The organism is Glutamicibacter soli (assembly GCF_003309065.1).
GTDB lineage: Bacteria > Actinomycetota > Actinomycetes > Actinomycetales > Micrococcaceae > Glutamicibacter > Glutamicibacter soli.
On the sequence record NZ_POAF01000002.1, the window covers coordinates 424,076 to 445,408 of the forward strand.

The window sequence follows — 21,333 nt, forward strand, 5'->3', positions numbered from 1 at the left end:
GAAAGTCATATAAGTACATGGGTTCTGCCAGTCACCGCGCTCCAAATCCGTTGCGCAATCCGGAGAGCATCAGCTCGCCGCAGCGCAGCAAACGCGCCCTGATCCTGGTCATTCTGACCATTTTCTTCCCGGGCAGCGCCCAGCTGATTGCGGGCAACCGCAAGCTGGGACGCATTGCAGTGTCTGTCACCATGCTGTGCTGGCTGGCCGTCATCGGCCTGGCGGCCCTGTACTTCATCAACAGGTCGGTCATCCTCGGATGGGTGGCCCACCCGAACTTCCAGATGGTGCTGGTTATCGTGCTGGGCACCCTGGCGGTGCTCTGGTTGATCATGTTCATCAACACCCTGGTGATCATCAAGCCGAAGATCCTCGCCCCGGGCATGCGCGTGATCGTAACGGTCTTCACCCTGGCGGCAGTGGTCGCCACCAGCGGCCTGTTCATCTACGGCGCGTCGCTGGTCAACACCGGACGCCAGACCATTGAAAAGGTCTTCGAAGCTGGACCGGCCTTCGAGCCGGTGAACGGACGATACAACATCGCGGTGTTCGGCGCCGACTCCGGCGACAACCGCGAGGGCGTGCGCACCGACTCGGTCGCCCTGCTGTCCGTCGACGCGAAGACCGGCAAGACCCTGCTGATCTCCATGCCGCGCAACTTCCAGGGCGCCCGCTTCGCGGACGACTCGCCCATGAAGAAGGCCTGGCCCGACGGCTACAACTGCGGCAACGAATGCCTGTTCAACGCCATCTACCGCGACGCCGAGGACAACCACGCCGATTTGTTCCCCGATTCGGTGAAGAACGTCGGCGCCCAGGCGGCCATGGATGCCCTGGAGGGCACCACCGGCCTCGCGGTCCAGGGCTACGTCATGGTCGACATGGCCGGCTTCTCCCAGTTCGTCGACGCGCTAGGCGGGGTCACCATCGATTCGGGCGGCTGGGTGCCGTACAACGGCAAGAAGTGGGAAGGCACCAACCTGCGCACCCACTGGTTCGCCCCGGGAGTCCAGACGTTCAACGGCAAGCAGGCGCTCTGGTTCGCCCGCTCGCGCGACTTCACCGACGACTACCACCGCATCAAGCGCCAGCAGTGCCTGCAGCAGGCGATCATCAAGCAGTTCACCCCGCAGACCATCCTGACCAACTTCACCAGCATCATGTCCGCCGGCGAGCAGCTGGTGGAAACCAATATTCCCGCCAGCCAGCTGGGCTCCTTCGTATCGCTGGCCGAGAAGGTGTCCTCCACCCCGTTCGCCCGACTGACCCTGGGCGCCCCGGACTTCCCGCGCTCATTCTCCACCTACCCGAAGTTCGACCAAATCCAGGAGCGCATCCAGTCGATCATCGACAAGCAGAACGCCCCGAAGAAGGAAAAAAAGAAGACCGAGGAGTCCGCGAAGACCGAAGAGTCCAAGAAGACCACCGAGGCCTCGCAGGCTCCGGAGCAGTCCGAGGCTCCCGAGGATGCAACCGACGTGAACAACGCCCCGAAGCTCTCCAACGGAGAGCAGGAGGAGTTCACGCAGCCCGACGGCAGCCCGATCACCGAGGAATACCTGGTGCAGCTGGAGCTGATGGGGTACACGACCCGCATCGCCCAGATTGCCGCGAACAACGACGAATGCTCGGTGCCGTAAACGGTTAAGACCCCCCGACCGACTGGCAATCCACATCCGTTTGTGAAAGGCGAAGGCTACAAGACGTGTTCGAACTGAACAACACGATTAGGGACTACCACTGGGGATCTGACAGCCAGATCACCGACTTGTTGGGGCTGGAAAATACGACAAGCCCGCAGGCCGAGCTCTGGCTCGGCGCCCACCCGGGATGCCCGAGCCGGGTGGCCGGCACCGGGCAGGGGCTGGACGCGCTCATCGCACACGACCCCGCGGCCATGCTGGGCGCGGATGTCGCCGAGCGCTTCGGCCGGCTCCCGTTTTTGTTCAAGGTGCTTTCGGCGGCCCAGCCGCTGTCCATCCAGGTGCATCCGACCCTGCAGCAGGCCAAGACCCGCTACGCCCTGGAAAACGCCGCAGGCAAGGCGCTGGATGCCGCCGACCGGAACTACCGGGACGACAACCACAAGCCGGAAATGCTCTACGCGCTGACCGATTTCACCGCGCTGTCCGGATTCCGCCGGCCCGAGGAAATCCTCGCTGATCTGGAGCTGCTGGGCCCGGCCCTGGCCGATGAGGCACGCACCGCCGTCGCCCAGCTGTCCGGCCTGCTGCGCGGCGAGGATCCGCTGGCCGCGGCGCTGGAGTTCGTGCTGGCCCGCCCGGGCGGGGTCGCCCCGGTGGTGCAGCAGATCTGCGCAGCCATCCAGGCCAGCCCGGAACTTCGCGAACGCGAGCATTTCGCGCAGCTGGTGGAGATCAACGAGATCTACCCGGGAGATGCCGGGGTGCTGGTGGCGCTGCTGCTGAACCTGGTTGTCCTCGAACCCGGCCAGGCCATCAGCCTGGCCGCCGGCAACGTGCACGCCTACCTGCGCGGGCTGGGCATCGAGGTCATGGCCAACTCGGACAACGTGCTGCGCGGCGGCCTGACCAGCAAGCACATCGACGTCCCGGAGCTGTTGGACGTGAGCATCGCCCAGCCTTCGGCTCCCCCGCTGCTCACCCCGCAGGCGCTGGGCGCCTCCAGCCGGCTGTACCAGCCGGAATTCGACGAGTTCCAGCTCCAGGTGATCAGCGGTGCCGGGGACCCGCTCCCGCAGCCGCTGGACCTGCACGGGGCCGGCATCCTGCTGTGCACCCAGGGCGAGTTCAGCGTGCGCGGAACGCAGGGCGAACAGCTGCTGCGCCGGGGCGACTCGGTCTTCCTGTCCGCCGCGGAGCTTCCCGCCACCGCCACCTGCCTGACTCCGGGCACCGGATGGCTGTTCGCGGCCAGCGCGCAGCGCTGCTAGGCAGGCACCCGCCGCCACGCCATTAAACGCATCGAGCCGCAGACTTCCACGGAAGTCTGCGGCTCGATGCGATTCCGGCCAGCTGTTCTGCGACCGTCAGGGGCCTAGCGGGTGTAAGCGTCCCACTTGTCCTGCTTGTGCTCGCCTTCGACGAAGCGGATGGTGCCGGACTTGGCGCGCATCACGATCGACTGGGTGTGGATGCGGTTGTTCTTGTAGCGGACGCCGCGCAGCAGATCGCCATCGGTGATGCCGGTGGCTGCGAAGTAGCAGTTGTCGGAGGTGACCAGGTCGTTGGTGGTCAGCACGCGGCCCAGTTCGTGGCCCGCGTCGAGAGCCTTCTGCTTCTCTGCCTCGTCGGTTGGCCACAGACGGCCCTGGATCACGCCGCCCAGCGCCTTGATGGCGCAGGCGGTCACGATGCCCTCCGGGGTGCCGCCGATGCCCATCAGCGCATCCACGCCGGTGCCCTCGCGGGTCGCGGCGATGGCTCCGGCCACGTCGCCGTCCAGGATCAGTTTGGTGCGCGCGCCGGCTTCGCGGATTTCCTCGATCAGGTCCGCGTGGCGTGGGCGGTCCAGCACGGTCACGGTGACCTGGCTGATCTTCTTGCCCTTGGCCTTGGCGATCAGGTGCAGGTTCTGCTTCACCGGCAGACGCAGGTCAACCAGCTCGGCGGCTTCCGGGCCGGTCACCAGCTTCTCCATGTAGAAGACTGCCGACGGGTCGAACATGCTGCCGCGGTCGGCCACTGCCAGCACGGACAGGGCGTTGTTCAGGCCCAGGGCGGTCAGGCGGGTGCCGTCGATCGGGTCGACTGCCACATCGCACTCGGCGCCTGAGCCGTTGCCGACCTGTTCGCCATTGAAGAGCATGGGGGCTTCGTCTTTTTCGCCTTCGCCGATCACCACGACGCCGTTGAAGTTCACGGTGGACAGCAGGCCGCGCATCGCATCCACTGCAGCACCGTCAGCGGCGTTCTTGTCACCGAATCCAACCCATGGCGAGGAGGCGATAGCCGCCGCCTCCGTGGCACGGACAAGTTCCAATGCCAGGTTACGGTCCGGCTCCGCGTCGGTTACCGACAGTCGCGAAGATAGGTGGGCGTAGTTGTTCTTTTCGGTCACGAAAGATCCCATCACTGAGTCGTAGTCATTGCGCCTATGCAAACACTGCCATTCTATCCTCTTTGCTTTCTGCGACGCATGTTGTGTCGCAGCTATCCTGCGCACACTGCGACGTGGGCTTGGGCACTGTAGTTCGAAATCCACAGAAACTTCGGGGAGAATGGGTATCGTGCAGCCCGAGAATACTGAGAACAACACCCCAGCGACTGATGCCGGGACCGCTCCCGCGATCAGCGATGAGCCCACGCGCCGCGACCTGAACGACCCGAAGGCTACCTTTGCGGATCTTCCGTACAAGCCGCAGCTGACGGAAAAGCAGTCCAAGCGTGCCAACCAGACGCTCAAGGGCATGATCATCTCGGTTGCGTTCTGCATCGCCGTGTTCATCCCCCTCTACCTGCTCAATCCGACCCCCAACGAGAAGGCCTTCGAGTCCACCGTGGACCTGCAGGCCACCGCGCAGGGCGCCTCGGAAATGGCCGGCACCGAACTCTTCGCCCCGGAGCTTGCGGAGGACGAGTACGCGAACTTCGCCCGCTGGCAGGCAAACACCGCCCAGGGTGTGCCCTACTGGGAGTTCGGCGTAGTCATCGAGGACAGCAAATTCGTGTGGGTTCGCCAGGCCGTCGACTCGAACCCGACCTGGGTCGCCCTGATCACCGACTCCGCGGTGCCTGCCGGCACCAAGCAGATCGACGGGGTGCAATGGGAAGTCCGCACCAAGGATGCCAAGACCTACCTCATCTCCGAGGAGAAGGACTCGACCTTCGTGCTGTCCAGCGACACCGGCGAGGCTGAACTTCTCGAGATGGCCCGGCTGGTCTCCGCGGACGCCAAGTAGCTTCTTCACTTTTGACGTCGAGGCGCGTCATTTATTCGATATCCGAACACTGCACCGGATAGAATCCAAATCATGCCTCAAGAAACCACACAGCATTCCATGACCCCGAACGAAGCGTGGGCGAAGCTCCGCGACGGCAACCTGCGGTTCGTCAATGACGAAACCGAGCACCCGAACCAGGACAGCGCCCGCCGCCAGTCGCTGGTCGCCGGCCAGGAGCCTTTCGCAGTGATTTTCGGCTGCTCCGACTCCCGACTTGCCGCGGAAATCATCTTCGACGTCGGACTGGGCGACATGTTTGTGGTTCGCACCGCCGGCCATGTGATCGATCTGGCCAGCATCGGCTCCCTCGAATTCGCGGTGGACGAGCTGAATGTCCCGCTGATCGTGATCCTGGGCCACAACTCCTGCGGCGCGGTCACCGGAGCCATCAACAGCCGCAACAGCGGCGTCATGCCCAAGGGCTTCGTGCGCGACCTGGTGGAGCACATCGCCCCCTCGGTCCAGGCCGCCGAACGCCAGGGCATCACCGATGTCAACGGCACCGTGGTGGAGCACGTCAAGCAGACCACCGACCGCCTGGTGGAGCTCTCCACCGTCCTGTCCAAGGCCATTTCCGAGGGCCGCACCGCGGTGGCAGGCGTGGCCTACCACCTGGACGACGGCAAGGCGCAGCTGGTTTCCAGCCTCGGCCTGGATGTCGCCTAGGCGCTCTGGCCACGAAGCCTAAACCATCTTCTGACAGGGCTTATTCCCTGTTCCGGACATCGTCACTGTTGGTTGTGATGTTTTCGCCGAAACCTGTCTTTCGCTGGCGGTTCAGGCGTACGCTGACCCTATGATCAACAGTGACGATTTCCGTATCGAACATGACACCATGGGCGAAGTCCGGGTTCCGGCACAAGCCCTGTACCGCGCCCAGACCCAGCGCGCCGTGGAGAACTTCCCGATTTCGGGCAAGACCTTGGAGCCGGCCCACATCAAGGCCCTGGCCCAGGTGAAGAAGGCGGCGGCGCACGCGAACCGCACGCTGGAGGTACTCGACGCAGAGCGCGCCGAAGCGATCATTGAGGCGGCCGACCTGGTGGCCAGCGGGAAGTACGACGCCCACTTCCCCATCGACGTGTTCCAGACCGGCTCCGGCACCAGCTCTAACATGAACGCCAACGAGGTCATTGCCGAGCTGGCCACCCGCGCGCTGAAGGAGTCCGGCAGCGGCACCGAGGTCCACCCGAACGACCACGTGAACGCCTCGCAGTCCTCCAACGACGTCTTCCCGACCTCGGTGCACGTGGCGGCGACCGCCGCGCTGATCAACGACTTGGTCCCCGCCCTGGAAACCCTCGCCTCCTCGCTGGAAGCCAAGTCCGCGCAGTTCGCCGACGTGGTCAAGTCCGGGCGCACCCACCTGATGGACGCCACCCCGGTCACCCTGGGCCAGGAATTCAGCGGCTACGCGGCCCAGATGCGCTACGGCATCGAACGCATCCAGGCGGCCCTGCCGCGCGTGGCCGAGGTTCCGCTGGGCGGCACCGCCGTGGGCACCGGCATCAACACCCCGGACGGCTTCCCGGAAAAGGTCATCGAGTTCCTGCGCGAAGACACCGGCCTGCCGATCACCGAGGCGCGCAACCACTTCGAGGCGCAGGCCAACCGCGACGGCCTGGTCGAGGCCTCGGCGGCGCTGCGATCCATCGCGATCTCCCAGATGAAGATCGCCAACGACCTGCGCTGGATGGGTTCGGGCCCGAACACCGGCCTGGGCGAAATCGCCATCCCCGACCTTCAGCCGGGTTCCTCGATCATGCCGGGCAAGGTCAACCCGGTGATCTCCGAAGCTGCCATCCAGGTGGCCGCGCAGGTCATCGGCAACGACACCACCATCGCCTGGGCCGGTACCAACGGCGCCTTCGAGCTGAACGTGGGCATCCCGGTCATGGCCTCCAACCTGCTGGAGTCGATCCGCCTGCTGGCCAACGTCTCCACCGTCATGGCCGAAAAGATGATTGACGGGATCACCGCCAACGTGGAGCGCGCCCGCTTCCTGGCCGAGGCCTCCCCGTCCATCGTCACCCCGCTGAACAAGCTGATCGGCTACGAGAACGCGGCCAAAATCGCCAAGAAGGCGGTGGCCGACGGGCTCACCGTCCGCGAGGCCACCGTGGCGCTGGGCTTCGTCGAGCGCGGCGAAGTCACCGAAGCGCAGCTGGATGCGCTGCTGGATGTTTCCACCATGGTGGGCAAGCACTAGCGGAACCACCTTCAAGCCCGGCGCAGGCACATGCCTGCGCCGGGCTTCGCTCTGTTCCCCTCAGGGCACCAGTTGTGTGTCCTGCATGATTCGGTTCACTTCGCGGCCACATGCCACACTGGAAAAATGAAGCATCCGCATCAGGGCCTGGACTGCACCCTGCTCAGTCCCTCCCGCGACCAGTGGACTGGGATTCCGCTGCGCCTTTCGCGGCCGTTCGTTGGTCGCGTCGCGTGGCTGATCCTGGCATCCACGACGGTGGGTATCTACGCGGGATTCCGCCGCTGGGAGGATTCCGGGCCGAGGGCCCGGGTTGGCGGTTACACGCTGCTTGATGTACTGGACATTGCCGGAATCTGCCTGATCGTCGCGTTCAGCGCCGTCGGCTGGCTCATCTATCGATTCAACCATGGGCTGGCGCCGTTGTTGCTTGGCCTGATGGCGATGACCCAGACGCTGGAATCGCGCGTCGAGGCACCGTTCTGGTGGCTGGGGGCGCTGTTTGCCTCCTTGTGGGCATTGCTTGATTCCGGGTTCATGCTCCGCCAGATGCTGCACCTGCGCGCACTGGTTCGCGACTTGAGCCCGGGAACCGCGCTGAGCCTTACCGAAGACTCCCGCTACCAGCTGCGGTTCGGTGCCGGGGTGAATCTAATGCTCGCGATCGCCTGGTGGCTGCTGGCGGCAGTGCTCTGGTGGATCACACTGCGGATCTTCAACAGCATGCCCGGACCGGGTGCTGCCGATCCGGGGCGTTCTTGGTGGTCCGATTTCCTGGCCAGTGCTGCGGTGCTGGCTTCGGCGATGGGATGCTACCTGTTGCTGCGGTTTGCCCTGGGAGGAGTCGCCCGGTCCCTGACAGGCGTCCATGCTTGGCAGTTGCCCGCCGGCCCTGGCCCCGTCGCGGAGTTGTCGCCGGAGTCGGACATCGAAGCGGGAATGATCGATGTCGGGCGTGATACCGCCGAAGCGCGCTGCATTTGCCTCACCGAGCTCCTTCAGGTCTTCCCTGACGATGCCCTCGATATCCGCTCAAGCCCCGAAGTCAGCGCCAACAACCACTGCCCCATCCACGGGATCGACGCGCTCAATGCGATGACCCCCGAGGAATTCCGGCGGGCGGCCAGCTCCACTTGGCTGTGGGACCCACTGTCCAAGGTCCCGTTCAGCTGCGACGACCCGGGCGCGATACCGGTGGTGGTCGGCTTCTCTGGCGCGGCCTATACCGGCTACTACGGTACCGCTACGTCCCAGGGAACCATTGAGTTCCCGGAAACGCCGGACAGGGCTGTCGAACGCGGCCAAGGCGAAAAATCCAACGAACCGGAACCCGCCGCCGCGCCCTCGGTAGGGGCCGTGGACCGGGTTGATCTCCGTCCTGCAGGGATCTCCGGGCACGCGGTGCGCTACCGGCATGCGCGGGCGTGGTTCGTCCCCGAGACATAGCCTCCGCAAGCCGGCGGAACGTTGCTACCCTCAACACTATGAGCCGCACCACACGCACACTGTCCAGGCGACTGGCACTGGGCCTCGGGTCGTTCCTGGTCCTCGCCCTCGCCGCGTTTTTCATCTTCGCCCCGGGGATCGTCGAACGCAGCCACAACGAGCTGGCGGACACTGCGCTGCCTCAGCTCGGCGACGAGGCGAAGGCCGTCCATGGCAAGCTGCAGATCGTGGACATGCACTCGGACACACTCATGTGGGATCGCTCCCTGCTCAAGCGCGCCACCCGCGGCCACGTCGACCTGCCGAGGCTGCAGGAAGGCAATGTGGCCCTGCAGGTCTTCTCCTCCGTGTCCAAGTCCCCGGTGGGCCAGAACTACGAGTCGAACAGCGCGGATTCGGACAACATCACGCTTCTGAGCATCGCCCAACTGCAGCCTCCGAAGACCTGGTTCTCGCCGTTTGAACGATCGCGCTTCCACGCCACGAAGCTGCGCGAGGCCGCACAGCGCTCCGAGGGGGCGCTGCGCACCATCACCACGAAGGCCCAGCTGAAAGACCTGCTGGCCCAGCGCGCCCAGGGCGCCAATGTCACCGGGGCGCTGTTTTCGGTCGAGGGGCTGCAGAACCTGGAGGGAGATCTCAAGAACCTGGACGTGCTCTTCGCCGACGGCATGCGCATGGCCGGGCTGACGCATTTCTTCGACAACGAAGTGGCCGGCTCGATGCACGGCGAGGCCAAGGGCGGGCTCACCGACCTGGGCCGCGAAGCGGTCACCCGCATGGAGCAGCTGGGGATCGTCATCGACCTCGCCCATGCCAGCAACCAGAGCATCGACGAGGTATTGGCCATGGCCACCCGGCCCGTGGTCTTCAGCCACGGCGGCGTGCAGGCCACCTGCCAGGTGAACCGCAACCTGAGCGATGCGCAGATCCGCGCCGTGGCCGCCACCGGCGGGGTCATCGGCATCGGCTACTGGGATGCCGCCGTCTGCCGGCTGGACGTGGATGCGGTGGTGGACGCCATCGAGCACGTGATCGCGGTGGGAGGCCTGGACAGCGCCGCGCTGGGCAGCGACTTCGACGGATCCACCGAGGTCGCCTGGGACACCCGCCAGCTTGCGTTGGTCACCCAAGAGCTGATGGATCGCGGCCGTTCCGCGGCGGAGATCCAGGCCATCATGGGCGGCAACACCCTGCGGGTGCTGGGCCAGGTGCTACCGGCCGGCTAGCCCGGCCCGTCCGCTGCTACAGGCTGATCCAGTAGCGGCGCAGGTCCTCGACGGCGCCGAAGGGCTCGGCGATTTCCTCCCGCGGCACGATGCGCTCTATTTCGCCGCCGCAGGCCTCGATGGTCTTGGCTGAGGCGATGTTCGAGCCATTGCAGGTGACCAGCACGCGTCGCAGGCCCAGCGCCCGGGCCTGCTCCAGCGCCCCGGCGAGCGCAAGCTTGGCCAGCCCTTGGCCTCGGGCTGCTGGGCGGATCCCGTATCCGATATGCCCGCCGATTTCCTGAAGGAAGTCGTTCACCAGGGCGTGGCGCAGGCTCACCGCCCCGAGGTACTCTCCCCCGCGCTCAAGCCACAGCGTGCTTTGCGCGGCGAAGCCAACCGGTGGCACCGCGCCCGGCTCGCCCATCTCATTGAGCAGCTGCACCCACTGGGCGAACCCCTGCGGCGTGCGCAGGTCCCAGCCGAACTTCGACGCAAAGAAGACGCTGGCGCCGTCCTGGTCGGGGGTTCCCCATTCATCCCAGCTCGCTAGCCAGGAGTCATGCAGGGCGGCGGTCGGCGGGCAGAGCTCGATACTTGTCATTCCCCGAGCCTATGTCGCAGATTAGGCAGCTGTCGAAGCCGATGTGCATCCGGTCACCTTATTTGCACTATCAGCATTAAAGTGCAAAACTGCACTTTATGGACAATAGTGCAAAAGATGATCCTGCGGCGAAGGGCAAGGGCCCTCATCTGAGCGCCCGCATGCTCAAGACCCGGCTGGCGATCACCCGGCAGGCCCGCACTCTGACGGCGGAGCACGGCTACAACGGCTTCACCGTCGAGCAGCTGTGCGAACACGTGGGCATCTCACGCCGCACGTTCTTCAACTACTTCCCCACCAAGCTGGACGCGGTCTTCGGCCACGACACCGACGAGATCCCCGAGGGCGCCGTGGAACGCTTCATGGCCGCCCGGCCCGAGGGCCTCACCGGGATCTCCCCCACCCTGCTGGCCGACCTGGTTGAGCTGGCGCTGGAACAACTGACGCACGACGAGCAGGCCATCGTCAGCACCCACGGCTTCTTCTCCGTCATCCACCGCGAGCCCGAGCTGCTGCAGCGCATGATGCAGGTCGGCCCCGAAAAGGAAGCGGAATTCCTGCAGCTGATGGCCACCCGCGAAGGCGTGGAACCCGACGACCCGCAGCTGGTGGTCCTGGTCCACATCCTGCATCTGGCAGTCATGAAATCCGTGGACCGCTATGTGAAGGGCTCCGGCGAGCGCTCGATCACCGAGGAATTCCTGGAGTACATGGAAAAAGCCCGAAATATCCTCGCCCAGCCGCTGACGCGGCCGAACCCGTAAACCAAGAACTCCTGCAAGGACAGCCATGACCACCACCACTTCCCGCGGCAAGCCCTCGGGTGATGCACCGCTGGTACTGACCCAGCGGCGCATCTGGATCATCTTCTCGGCATTGATCGCCGGCATGATGCTCTCCTCGCTGGACCAGACCATCGTCTCCACCGCCATGCCCACCATCGTGGGCCAGCTCGGCGGCGTGGAGCACCAGGCTTGGATCACCACTTCCTACCTGTTGGCCACCACCATCGTCATGCCGATCTACGGCAAGTTCGGCGACGTGCTGGGCCGGCGCAACCTGTTCCTGATCGCCATCGCCCTGTTCACCCTGGCCTCGGTGGGCGCGGCGTTCTCCACCGACTTCTGGACTTTCGTGGTGTTCCGCGCCATGCAGGGCTTGGGCGGCGGCGGCTTGATGATCCTCTCGCAGGCCATCATCGCCGACATCGTTCCGGCATCCGAGCGCGGCAAGTACATGGGCCCGCTGGGCGGCATCTTCGGTTTGTCCGCGGTGGCCGGGCCGCTGCTGGGCGGCTTCTTCGTCGACCACCTTTCCTGGCAGTGGGCGTTCTACATCAACATCCCGATCGGCGTCGCCGCCTTCCTGATCGCCTGGTTCACGCTCACCCTGCCGAACAAGAAGGCCGAGAAGAAGATCGACGTGATGGGCGTGATCCTGCTGTCCATCGCCACCACCTGCCTGATCTTCTTCACCGACTTCGGCGGCTCCGCCGACCACGGCTGGGCCGCACTGGAAACCTGGGCGTGGGGTATTGGCCTGCTGGCCGCGGCGTTGTTGTTCGTGGTGATCGAGGCCAAGGCAGCAGATCCGATCATCCCGCTGGGCCTGTTCAAGAACAAGGTCTTCATCAATGCCACCGCCATCGGCTTCACCCTGGGCATCGGCATGTTCTCCGCCATCGCGTTCGTCCCGACTTTCCTGCAGATGTCCTCGGGCACCTCCGCGGCGGTTTCCGGCCTGCTGATGCTGCCGATGATGGCTGGCATGATGGGCACCTCGATCTACTCGGGTATCGCCATCACCAAGTCGGGCCGCTACAAGGGCTACCCGATCGCCGGCACCGTGGTCACCGCCATCGCGATGCTGTGCTTCACCACGCTGACCGCGCAGACCCCGCTGTGGCTGATCTGCGTGTACCTGTTCTTCCTGGGCGCGGGCATGGGCCTGATCATGCAGGTGGTGGTGCTGGTGGTGCAGAACGCCGTGGATCCGCAGATGGTCGGCGTGGCCACCTCCACCAACAACTACTTCCGCGAGGTCGGCGCCTCGCTGGGTGTCGCGATCTTCGGCGCGATGTTCACCAACCGGCTCTCCGAGAAGCTGATGGAGGTGTTCTCCGGCGCCGGGGCCGGCCCCGAGGATGCCGGGCGGGCCACCGCCACGCTGGATCCGGAAACCCTTTCGCAGCTGCCCGAGCCGCTGCGCGACGGCATCGTGACCGCCTACGCGGACTCGCTGGCCCCGGTGTTCTGGTACCTGATTCCGTTCCTGGTCGTGGCCTTCGGGCTGGCGCTGTTCCTGAAGCAGGTCCCGCTCTCCGAGCAGGCGGGCATGGTGGCCCGTGGCGAGGCCATCGCCGGCGAGGAAGCCGAAGCCGTGGAGGCCGCCCAGCGGTCAGGTGGCGTCGCCCGGCCGGAGGCTGCCACGCAGGACGAGCCGGACTCCGGTTCGGTGCCGGTTCAGGACCCGAAGGAGCAGCGCAACAGCTGACCCGGTGTCGGATCTGAACTGTTTCGGAAAAGAGCATGCCCTGCACTGTGGTGCGGGGCATGCTCTGTGCCTTGTGGGGACCGAGGGCCAGCCGCGGCACCGGTCAGGCGGCGAAGTAGCCGCCCGGGCGGGGATTCAGCGCCCAGTCGATGGCCCGCTCGTGCAGCGGCGGAAGCTGCGGCCGCTCATCGAGCTGGAAGTAGCCGACCTCGAGGTTCTCGTCATCACCCCGGACCGCGTGGCCGGACCGGTGCGCCGCCTTGAACACCAGGTCCAGGTACTGCGCATGGTCGCCATTGGGGTACACGGTCGGCGCGGTGATGCCCACGCCGAGCAGGTCGGTGATTTCGCATTCCACCCCGGTTTCCTCCAGCACCTCCCGCGCTGCGGTGTGCGAGGCTTCTTCCCCGGGTTCGATGATTCCTGCCGGCAGGGTCCATTTGCCGTTGTCAGCACGGCGCACCAGCAGCACCCGGTCCTCGTCGAAAACCACGACCTTCACCCCGGACAGCCACAACATTTCGTGTCCGATATGGGTTCTCAGATTCGTGATGAATTCAGGGGTGGGCATGAACCTATCGTGCCACACCCAGCGCAATGAGCGCGCCGAGGATCATGAACGGGCCGAAGGGCACCGCCGACTTCAGGGTCAGCCGGCGCAGGATCGTCCCGCCCAGCACGAACAGCGCTGCCATGACGAAGGCCAGCAGCGTGGCGAGGAACAGCGAGGGCAGGGAGAAATACGCCAGGTTCAACCCGAGCACGGAGGCGAGCTTCACGTCCCCCATGCCCATGGCCCCGGAGGAGACCAGCGACACCAGCAGGTACCCGCCGCACAGCAGCGCCATGCCGAACAGAGCCCGCAGCACCGGCCAGAAATCCATGCGGACCGCGCCCAGCAGCGCGAGGATGACCACTGAGGCCAGCAGCCACCTGGCGACCAGCCGGTTGGGCAGCCGGTGCCCGGCGATATCCGCGGCGGACAGCGCGTACCCGAACCCTGCATAACAAAGCAGCAGCGCGGCGACCAGCAGCGCCGTCGCCCACGATTCCTGGGCGACCGCCAGGATCTGCACCGTGCTGTGCTCCATCATGCTTCCAGCATAGGCGCGGGCGCCGGCGGTGTCGGCGGGCCCGGCGGGAATGTGCACAACCGGTGCTATTCGCGGCTTCGGCTCCTAGACTGGAGTCATGACCCAGCCAGCAGCACCCCCGCTTTTCCCCGGACACCCGCTGCCCGATTCGGCCGCCCGGCGGCATGTGCGCGCCCTCGCCCGCTCCGCTCCCTGGCTGAGCACCTCGGTGCGCATCTCCTTCCAGGTGCCGCAGGAGTTCCAAGACCCGGCCCGGGGCTTGGAAGGCCGCCTGGAGCTGATCCTGCGGCAGCGCGAGGCCGCCGCGGCCTTCGACGAGGCCGGCCGGCCGGTCTACCAGCGCGAGCATTTCACCGCCGACCGCGGACGCGATTACGTGGCCACCGCCTCCGCCTCATCGTGGAAGCTGCCTGCCAGCCTGACCTCCCCGGTCTTCACCAGCGACCGGCTGGTGCTGCGCCGCCCGGAGATCGCCGGGTTCGGCGACCTGCTGCCGCTGTCGTTCCTGTCCACGATGCTCGACCCGTTCGAGATTGCCGGCACGGAGCCGGCCTCGCTGGATCTGGCCTTCGACCATCCGACCTACATCCACGAGCTGGCCGAGACCGAGTTCGCCGGGCGCCCGGTGCTGGCGGCGGTGCTGTCCGCCGGGTACAGCTACCGGCCGTGCCTGGCTGACTTCGCGCTGGTGCCGCCGGAAACCAGGACGCTGGTCATGCTGGATGCGGACACCGGGATCTGCGTGCACCGGCGCGTGCTGGATGCCGGCAGCCGGGTTCCGGAAATCAGCCTGCAGGTCCTGGCGCACGACGAGTACTACATCGACTCGCTGTTCACCGCCCCGGCTCCCACACTGACCGATGTCAGGGCACCGATCCCGTGGGAGCTGCGCAAGGACGCCGGCCGCGGCTAACCCAGGTAGGGGCCGTCCAGCATCTCGGTGACCAGCGCGGCGATGGCCGAACGCTCGGAGCGGGTCAGCGTGACGTGCCCGAACAGCGCGTGCCCCTTGAGCTGCTCCACCACCGCGGCCACGCCGTCGTGGCGTCCCACATGCAGGTTGTCGCGCTGGGCCACGTCATGGGTCAGCACCACCTTTGAATTCTGCCCGATGCGCGAAAGCACCGTGAGCAGCACATTGCGTTCCAGGGACTGCGCCTCGTCCACGATCACGAAGGCGTCATGCAGCGACCGGCCGCGGATGTGGGTCAACGGCAGCACCTCCAGCATGCCGCGGTCCACCACCTCGTCGATCACGTTCTTGGACACGATGGAGCCGAGGGTGTCGAAGACCGCCTGGGCCCAGGGGCCCATCTTCTCCCCTTCGGAGCCCGGCAGGTAGCCCAGTTCCTGCCCGCCGACCGCATACAGCGGACGGAATACGGTGATCTTCCGGTGCTCCCGGCGCTCCATGACAGCTTCCATGCCGGCGCACAGCGCCAGGGCGGACTTGCCGGTGCCTGCATTGCCGCCCAGCGAGACGATGCCCACCCCGGGGTCCATCAGCAGGTCAAGAGCGATGCGCTGCTCGGCGCTGCGCCCGTGCAGCCCGAAGGCCTGCTGGTCGCCGCGCACCAGCTTCAAGGTCGTGGCATCCGTCTTGCGCCCCAGCGCGCTGCCGCGTGGCGAAGTGATCACGAAACCCGTGTTGACCGGGGCGTCGGCGATCTCCGGCAGGTTGGCCAGCTGTTCGCGTTCGTAGAGGGAAGCCATCGCGTCCTCGCCCAGTTCCAGCTGCTGGATTCCGCTCCAACCGGTGGAGGTGATCAGTTCGCTGCGGTAGACCTCCGCATGGATGCCGATGGCCGAGGCCTTGATGCGCATCGGCAGGTCCTTGGTCACCAGGGCGACGTCCTGACCCTGGTCCAGCAGGTGCTTGGCCACGGCGAGGATCCGGGTGTCGTTCTCTCCGGTCCGCATTCCCACCGGCAGCACCTCGGCGGCGATGTGGTTCAGCTCGATACGCAGCGTTCCACCGAGCTCGGAGACCGGCACCGCGCGGGATAGCCCGCCGTGGCTTGCAATCAGGTCGTCCAGCAGCCGTAGGGCCTGGCGGGCGAAGTACCCGAGTTCCGGGTCCTTGCGCTTGTTCTCCAGCTCGGTGATGACGGTCAGCGGGATCACCACGTGGTGCTCCTCGAAGCGGTACATCGCCCGCGGGTCGGAGAGCAGCACCGACGTATCGATCACGTAGGTCCGGACAGCCTCGTCAGCATTTCGGGTCATGGCAGCGCACCTATTCTCGGTTCCGGCGTGGGGAGCATTCCCCACGCATGTGTGGGGACTCCCGGCACCGGATGTCCAAGGGCGAATCCGGCGGTGAAACCGGTGAACGCTGCTGTGGTCATCTAGTGGGAAACCCTTCGCTCAGCGGAGGCTGCTTGCCCCCGCCTTAGTGCCCACGATAGCCCCAAACCCAGGGCAGCGAACGTCGTGTCGGGTTACGAGTAGGCAACGTTTTTCCCAATATTTGCCGCACCGCGGATTCCTAGGTGCCGAAGCGGCGCTGGCGGTCGGCGAAATCGCGCAGGGCGCGCAGGAAATCTACCCGGCGGAAGTCCGGCCACAACGCTTCGCAGAAGTAGAACTCGGAGTAGGCGCTCTGCCAGGTCAAAAAGCCGCTCAGGCGCTGCTCCCCGCTGGTGCGGATCACCAGGTCCGGGTCGGGCTGTCCCTTGGTGTACAGGTAGGACTCGATGTCATCGGTGCACAGCTGGTCGGTGACCTGTTCGAGGGTGCGCCCGTCCTTGGCTGCATCGCGCAGCAGCGACTTGATGGCATCCAGGATTTCCCGGCGTCCGCCGTAGCCGATGGCCACGTTCACGTGCACGCCGCCGCGGTTCGCCGTCGCGGATTCCAGCGCGGCCAGCTTCTGCGCCAGCTCCGCCGGCAACAGGTCGCGGGCCCCGACCTGCTGGACCTTGACCCGGTTGGTCTCTCCCAGCCGGTCCAGCGTGGATCCGATGACTTCAAGCAGGTCGCGCAGCTCCCCCGGCTCGCGGTTCAGGTTGTCCGTGGAGAGCATGTACAGGGTGACGACCTTGATGTTCAGGTCTTCGCACCAGTCCAGGAATTCCAGGATCTTGTCCGCGCCGGCCTGGTGGCCGGCGACCGTCGGGGTTCCAGCGAGCTTGGCCCAACGGCGGTTGCCGTCCACCATCACGCCGATGTGGTGCGGCAGCTTGTCGGCAGGAAGCGACTTTGCCAGGCGCCGTTCATAGAAACGGTACGCGAGGTTGGGAAGCTGCACCGCGCCCTGCCTTTCCTTGGAAATCAAAAACCCTAGATTCTAAATCTACCGTGTCCGCCCGCCCGTTCCCTTCATCTTGCGTGGCGGAAGCGGTGATTCAGCGGTGGTGCAGGGTTTGCACAAAGCGCTCCAGCGAATCCACCGGGGCCTGGCACAGCTCCTTGCGGCATCCCTGGATGCGCAGCGTCCCCGCTGGGCCCGCTGCGTCTTTCTCCTCGCGTAGTTCCAGTCGCATCGACCGGCCCAGCCGGCGCAGCCGCGCCAGCTGATCCGGCTGCGCGCCGCCCACGGTCACGTACTGCACGGGAGCGTTGAGCACGGCCTGGACTTCCAGCGCGGTGGCGACCTGGGTCGGGACTTCGGTGGCCAGCGCCAGCGCATGCACGGTCAGCTCCCCCGCCCGCTCCAGGCCGGCGGCTTGGGCGTCGGTCCAGGCGCCGTCCGCCATGGCCGTGACCGCCCGGCGCGCCAGCGCCATGGCGTACAACGCACCGGCGGCCGGGATGGCGTCATCCAGCACTGTCGCCGCGCCGGCCGCTCGCTGGGCGCTCAGCCGCGCATCCAGCTGCACCGCATCGCGCGGCACCCCGGTCCCAGGATCGACGAAGTCGCCAGCGCGTCCCAGCAGCGCATCGGCGCGCGCTGCCCAGGGCCCGTTGCCTCGCGCGGAGTCAAGGGCCAGCAGTCCCAGGGCCAGCGCCGCGTAGTCCTGCAAGGTTCCCTCGTTGGAGTGCTCGGCCTTCCCGTCGAAGCTGACCCTGGCCAAGCGGCGGGTTTCGGGGTCCCAATGCGCCTGCCACACCGCGGTGGCGGCCTCCTCGGCCATCTCCAGCAATTCGGGTGCGTCCAGCAGGGTGCCGGCCTCGCATAGGGCCTCGATAGCCAGTCCGTTCCATCCGGCGATGACCTTGGCGTCCCGCCCGGGCCGCTGGCGTGTGGCCCGCACCAGGCCGAGCTCCTGTTTCAGCTGGTTCCACAGCGGCTCTTCCCCGGCATGGGGGAATCGGGCCAGCGACAGGCAGTAGCGCCCGGGATCCTCGGCGACCTCGGCGAGCCGGACCAGGTTCGGCGGCAGGGCGTCGAGCCCGTCGAGGGCCGCGTTCAGTTCGGCCCGGGAGAACGTGTAGTAGGCGCCTTCGATGTTCTTCCCCTCGCGCGGCGAATCGGCGTCCAGCGAGCTGGCCAGGGCCTGCGGCCCGCCGCCGTCCGCGCCGACACGCATCTCGCGGCGCAGGAATCCGGCGGTGTCCAAGGCGGCGGCCCGGGCGGCTGCGGCAAGGGCTTCGGCGCGCTGCTGCTGGGCGCCGGCGGCGCCGCGCGCGTATTCCCCGGCGAGCACGGCGCTGCGGGCGCACAACGAGAGCAGCCCGGCATTATCGTAGAGCATTTTCTCGAAGTGCGGTACCGACCAGTGCTCGTCCACGCAGTAGCGGGCGAAGCCGCCGCCCAGATGGTCCTGCAGGCCGCCGCGCAGGATCGCCTCCAGCGTGGTGGCTGCGGCGTTGAAGGCCTCGTCGCCGCGGCTGCCTCCGGCCAGCGCCGAGCGCCACAGGGTTTTCAGCGCCCAGGTGGGCGGGAATTTCGGTGCGGGCGTGGTGCCGCCCTCAGGTCGGGTGGCGGAGATCCAGTGCGTCACTGCAGCTTCCTGGGACTGCTGCGCGGGCAGCGCCGAATGCAGGGACAACAAGGCGCCCTGCCTGGCGCCGAGCTCCGCCAGGTGGCCGGCGAGCATGTCTGCCTGTTCGGCCAGCCCGTCGCGCTTGGTTTCCCAGGCTTCATTCACGGCGTTGAGCACCTGGGTGAAGGAGGGGGTCTTGCCCCGGGGCACGGCCGGATAGTAGGTTCCGGCGTGGAAGGCCCTGCCGTCGGGCAGGGCGAAGATGGTCATGGGCCAGCCCCCGGCGCCGGTGAGCGCCTGGGTGGCCATCATGTAGGTGTCGTCCACCAGCGGGTGTTCCTCGCGGTCCACCTTGATGGCGACAAAATGCTCGTTGAGCAGCTGCGCGATGGCGGGGTCGTCAAAGGACTCATGGCTCATCACGTGGCACCAGTGGCAGGCCGAATACCCGATGGAGAGCATCACCGGGACATCGCGCAGGCGCGCCTGTTCGAAGGCCTGGTCCCCATAGGGGAACCAGTCCACTAGCTGGTGCGCATGTTGCCTGAGGTATTGGCTCGAAGAGCCTGAAAGTCGCTGAGCCACGACTTCAAGCTAGCACGGACTACTTGTCTTCGCTGGTCTTCGGGTCGATCGGCTCGTCCGGCTCTTCGAGCGTGCGCTTTTCGCCTTCGTCCATCATCTGCTGCTGGCGCTGCTCGGCCTCGGACTGGTAGCGCACACGGCGTACACGACGGACCATGTCACGCATCAGGAAGATGCCAGCGACAACCATCACGGCGGTGAAGACGAAGCCGAGGAAACCGGGACCGTAGTCGCTGGCCTTCTCGGTGCCGAAGGTATTGCGGGTCGATGCCAGGATCACGGACGCGTAAATCGCATTCACGGTGTACAGACAACTCATTTCTACAGCTGGAAGGTATTGGGAACTATCTTAGTCCGGCAAACAGGTCGGACTCCGGCAGTTCGGTGGCCACCTTGGAGGAAATCAAGGTGTAGTCCTCCCACGGCCAGCTTTCAGCATAGACGTGTTCCGGAACGGCGAAGAAGAATCCCTCGGGATCTATCTGGGTTCGGTGCGCCAGCAGGGCCTGATCGCGCTGGGAGAAGTAGTCGGCGCACAGGATCTGGGTGGTCGTGGTGTGTGGTGAAACCCACTTGAACATCTGGTTGTCCTCGTCGGCTTCCCACTGGGCCACGCGCTCGGTGTAGGGCGATTCGTAGCCCGACTCGAGCATCGCGTAGTGCAGGGTGCGGAAGCGCTCCGGGGAGAACGCGCGGTCGTAGTAGAGCTTGCCGACCTGCCACGGGTCGCCCAGCTCGGGGTACATTTCCGGGTTTCCGGCGTGCTCGAAGGCGAAGGTGGAAACCTTGTGGCACTGGATGTGGTCCGGATGCGGGTAGCCGCCGTTTTCGTCATAGGTGACGATGACGTGCGGGCGGAATTCGCGGATCAGCTTGATGATGCCGGCCGAGGCGGTCTCCACCGGCTGCAGGGCGAAGGCGCCGAAGGGAAGCTCGGGCAGTGGGTCGCCCTCGGGGAGCCCGGAGTCGACGTAGCCCAGCCAGCGGTGCTTGATGCCCAGGACCGCGGCGGCTTCAGCCATTTCGGTGCGGCGCACTCCGGCCAGGTCGCGGTGCGCGTGGGCCAGCTCGCCGGCCGCCGCGTTGAGGATGTCCCCGCGTTCGCCGCCGGTGCAGCTGACGACCATGACCTCGGCGCCGGCGTCGACGTAGGCCGCCATGGTCGCGGCGCCCTTGGATGACTCGTCGTCGGGATGCGCATGGATCGCCATGAGGCGCAGGCCCTGGGAAGGGGCGATCTTTTTCATCACGTGGTTCTCCACTGGTCAACTTCCTTCAGCACTTTGTACACTCGCGCGGGGCTTTCGCGCCCGCCCTCTATCTCAACCACTGTCCGACCTCCCGTTATTCCCCGGAGCAAGTCAACGGTAGACTTAACATCCAGGACCCAATGAACGGAAGGCCCGTGAATACCGGGCCACCGCCAAGGCAAGAGAGTGGTGCAAGGCGCGCAATGTCTGATCCAAGCTTAACGGCTCGCTACAACAACCCCAAGAAACGCCACCTGTCGAAAAAGAACCGCAACATCCTGATCGGTTCGGCCCTGGTCATTGGAATCGCCGGCGCAGCCTATTTCGCTTCCTCGAACTATGACGCGCTTTCCTACCAGGACGTCGGTTTCGACGTCGAGTCCCCCACCATGGCCCAGGCGACGATCGCGGTTGAATACAACGCCAAGGACCGGGTGCAGTGCGATGTTCGCGCCATGAACAAAACCAAAGCCATCGTCGGATTCAAGACCATCGTATTGGATCCGGGCGAACAGACCGGCGTGGTGAAGCAAACGCTCACCGTGGATCTGCACACCGACAACCTGGCCGTCACCGCCGGGATCGAGGAATGCACTGTCGTCCCGCAGGACTTCAAAGGCTGACATTTCCCCTGTTGACTCACCTGATAGCT

The 21,333-nt window shown here is 65.9% G+C and carries 20 protein-coding genes; 11 read left to right on the plus strand and 9 right to left on the minus strand.

Annotation, left to right across the window (positions count from 1 at the left end):
• Window positions 1–17 precede the first annotated feature (17 nt).
• Window positions 18–1,640 (plus strand): LCP family protein, encoded by a 1,623-nt coding sequence (locus C1H84_RS05520; protein ID WP_047118452.1) that lies wholly within the window; start codon window positions 18–20, stop codon window positions 1,638–1,640.
• A 65-nt stretch (window positions 1,641–1,705) separates the two neighbouring features.
• Window positions 1,706–2,914 (plus strand): mannose-6-phosphate isomerase, class I, encoded by a 1,209-nt coding sequence (gene manA, locus C1H84_RS05525; protein ID WP_047118451.1) that lies wholly within the window; start codon window positions 1,706–1,708, stop codon window positions 2,912–2,914.
• Between the two features lie 104 nt (window positions 2,915–3,018).
• On the opposite strand, the gene glpX is transcribed toward manA, so the two are convergent.
• Window positions 3,019–4,053: a class II fructose-bisphosphatase gene (gene glpX / locus C1H84_RS05530; protein ID WP_047118450.1), complete on the minus strand. Its 1,035-nt coding sequence runs from the start codon at window positions 4,051–4,053 to the stop codon at window positions 3,019–3,021.
• 157 nt (window positions 4,054–4,210) lie between these two features.
• Here glpX and C1H84_RS05535 point away from each other — a divergent pair, with 157 nt between their 5' ends.
• From C1H84_RS05535 to C1H84_RS05555, 5 genes are all read left to right on the plus strand, one after another.
• On the plus strand, window positions 4,211–4,882 hold the full coding sequence (locus tag C1H84_RS05535; RefSeq protein WP_181728044.1) for a DUF4245 domain-containing protein: 672 nt from the start codon (window positions 4,211–4,213) through the stop codon (window positions 4,880–4,882).
• A 72-nt stretch (window positions 4,883–4,954) separates the two neighbouring features.
• Complete coding sequence (locus C1H84_RS05540; RefSeq protein ID WP_082123811.1) at window positions 4,955–5,590, plus strand: carbonic anhydrase; 636 nt, start codon at window positions 4,955–4,957, stop codon at window positions 5,588–5,590.
• Window positions 5,591–5,720: 130 nt separating this feature from the next.
• Window positions 5,721–7,133 carry a class II fumarate hydratase gene (locus C1H84_RS05545; RefSeq protein WP_113606785.1) on the plus strand — a complete coding sequence of 471 codons (1,413 nt, stop codon included), beginning with the start codon at window positions 5,721–5,723 and terminating at the stop codon, window positions 7,131–7,133.
• A 126-nt stretch (window positions 7,134–7,259) separates the two neighbouring features.
• Window positions 7,260–8,579, plus strand: coding sequence for a hypothetical protein (locus C1H84_RS05550; protein ID WP_113606786.1), 1,320 nt, complete (start codon window positions 7,260–7,262; stop codon window positions 8,577–8,579).
• A 38-nt stretch (window positions 8,580–8,617) separates the two neighbouring features.
• Window positions 8,618–9,808: a dipeptidase gene (locus C1H84_RS05555; RefSeq protein WP_113606787.1), complete on the plus strand. Its 1,191-nt coding sequence runs from the start codon at window positions 8,618–8,620 to the stop codon at window positions 9,806–9,808.
• Window positions 9,809–9,824: 16 nt separating this feature from the next.
• Here C1H84_RS05555 and C1H84_RS05560 read toward each other — a convergent pair whose 3' ends face one another.
• The gene (locus tag C1H84_RS05560; RefSeq protein WP_113606788.1) at window positions 9,825–10,391 is read right to left on the minus strand and encodes a GNAT family N-acetyltransferase; all 567 of its coding nucleotides are present in this window, start codon (window positions 10,389–10,391) and stop codon (window positions 9,825–9,827) included.
• 98 nt (window positions 10,392–10,489) lie between these two features.
• Here C1H84_RS05560 and C1H84_RS05565 point away from each other — a divergent pair, with 98 nt between their 5' ends.
• Window positions 10,490–11,155 carry a TetR/AcrR family transcriptional regulator gene (locus C1H84_RS05565; RefSeq protein WP_113606789.1) on the plus strand — a complete coding sequence of 222 codons (666 nt, stop codon included), beginning with the start codon at window positions 10,490–10,492 and terminating at the stop codon, window positions 11,153–11,155.
• Between the two features lie 25 nt (window positions 11,156–11,180).
• Window positions 11,181–12,884, plus strand: a complete 1,704-nt coding sequence (locus C1H84_RS05570) for an MDR family MFS transporter (RefSeq protein ID WP_113606790.1) — start codon at window positions 11,181–11,183, stop codon at window positions 12,882–12,884.
• Between the two features lie 103 nt (window positions 12,885–12,987).
• Here C1H84_RS05570 and C1H84_RS05575 read toward each other — a convergent pair whose 3' ends face one another.
• Both C1H84_RS05575 and C1H84_RS05580 read right to left on the minus strand, forming a co-directional pair.
• Window positions 12,988–13,455, minus strand: a complete 468-nt coding sequence (locus tag C1H84_RS05575) for an NUDIX hydrolase (RefSeq protein ID WP_047118441.1) — start codon at window positions 13,453–13,455, stop codon at window positions 12,988–12,990.
• A 4-nt stretch (window positions 13,456–13,459) separates the two neighbouring features.
• Window positions 13,460–13,978: a prepilin peptidase gene (locus C1H84_RS05580; protein WP_146955900.1), complete on the minus strand. Its 519-nt coding sequence runs from the start codon at window positions 13,976–13,978 to the stop codon at window positions 13,460–13,462.
• Between the two features lie 97 nt (window positions 13,979–14,075).
• Here C1H84_RS05580 and C1H84_RS05585 point away from each other — a divergent pair, with 97 nt between their 5' ends.
• Window positions 14,076–14,891 carry a hypothetical protein gene (locus C1H84_RS05585; protein WP_113606792.1) on the plus strand — a complete coding sequence of 272 codons (816 nt, stop codon included), beginning with the start codon at window positions 14,076–14,078 and terminating at the stop codon, window positions 14,889–14,891.
• Here the strand turns inward: C1H84_RS05585 and phoH2 are convergent.
• The 5 genes from phoH2 to mca form a co-directional block, all read right to left on the minus strand.
• On the minus strand, window positions 14,888–16,204 hold the full coding sequence (gene phoH2 / locus C1H84_RS05590) for an RNA 5'-3' helicase PhoH2 (RefSeq protein ID WP_047118440.1): 1,317 nt from the start codon (window positions 16,202–16,204) through the stop codon (window positions 14,888–14,890). The two genes, C1H84_RS05585 and phoH2, sit on opposite strands and share 4 nt — an antisense overlap.
• A gap of 262 nt (window positions 16,205–16,466) precedes the next feature.
• On the minus strand, window positions 16,467–17,228 hold the full coding sequence (locus C1H84_RS05595) for an isoprenyl transferase (protein WP_047118439.1): 762 nt from the start codon (window positions 17,226–17,228) through the stop codon (window positions 16,467–16,469).
• Between the two features lie 97 nt (window positions 17,229–17,325).
• Window positions 17,326–19,431 (minus strand): thioredoxin domain-containing protein, encoded by a 2,106-nt coding sequence (locus C1H84_RS05600; protein ID WP_113606793.1) that lies wholly within the window; start codon window positions 19,429–19,431, stop codon window positions 17,326–17,328.
• Between the two features lie 19 nt (window positions 19,432–19,450).
• Window positions 19,451–19,732, minus strand: a complete 282-nt coding sequence (locus tag C1H84_RS05605; protein ID WP_053797498.1) for a hypothetical protein — start codon at window positions 19,730–19,732, stop codon at window positions 19,451–19,453.
• A 43-nt stretch (window positions 19,733–19,775) separates the two neighbouring features.
• Window positions 19,776–20,681 (minus strand): mycothiol conjugate amidase Mca, encoded by a 906-nt coding sequence (mca, locus tag C1H84_RS05610; protein WP_424572662.1) that lies wholly within the window; start codon window positions 20,679–20,681, stop codon window positions 19,776–19,778.
• A 203-nt stretch (window positions 20,682–20,884) separates the two neighbouring features.
• On the opposite strand from mca, the gene C1H84_RS05615 reads away from it, so the two are divergent.
• A complete protein-coding gene (locus tag C1H84_RS05615) occupies window positions 20,885–21,304 on the plus strand; it encodes a DUF4307 domain-containing protein (protein WP_181728045.1) in 420 nt (139 codons plus the stop codon).
• Window positions 21,305–21,333 lie beyond the last annotated feature (29 nt).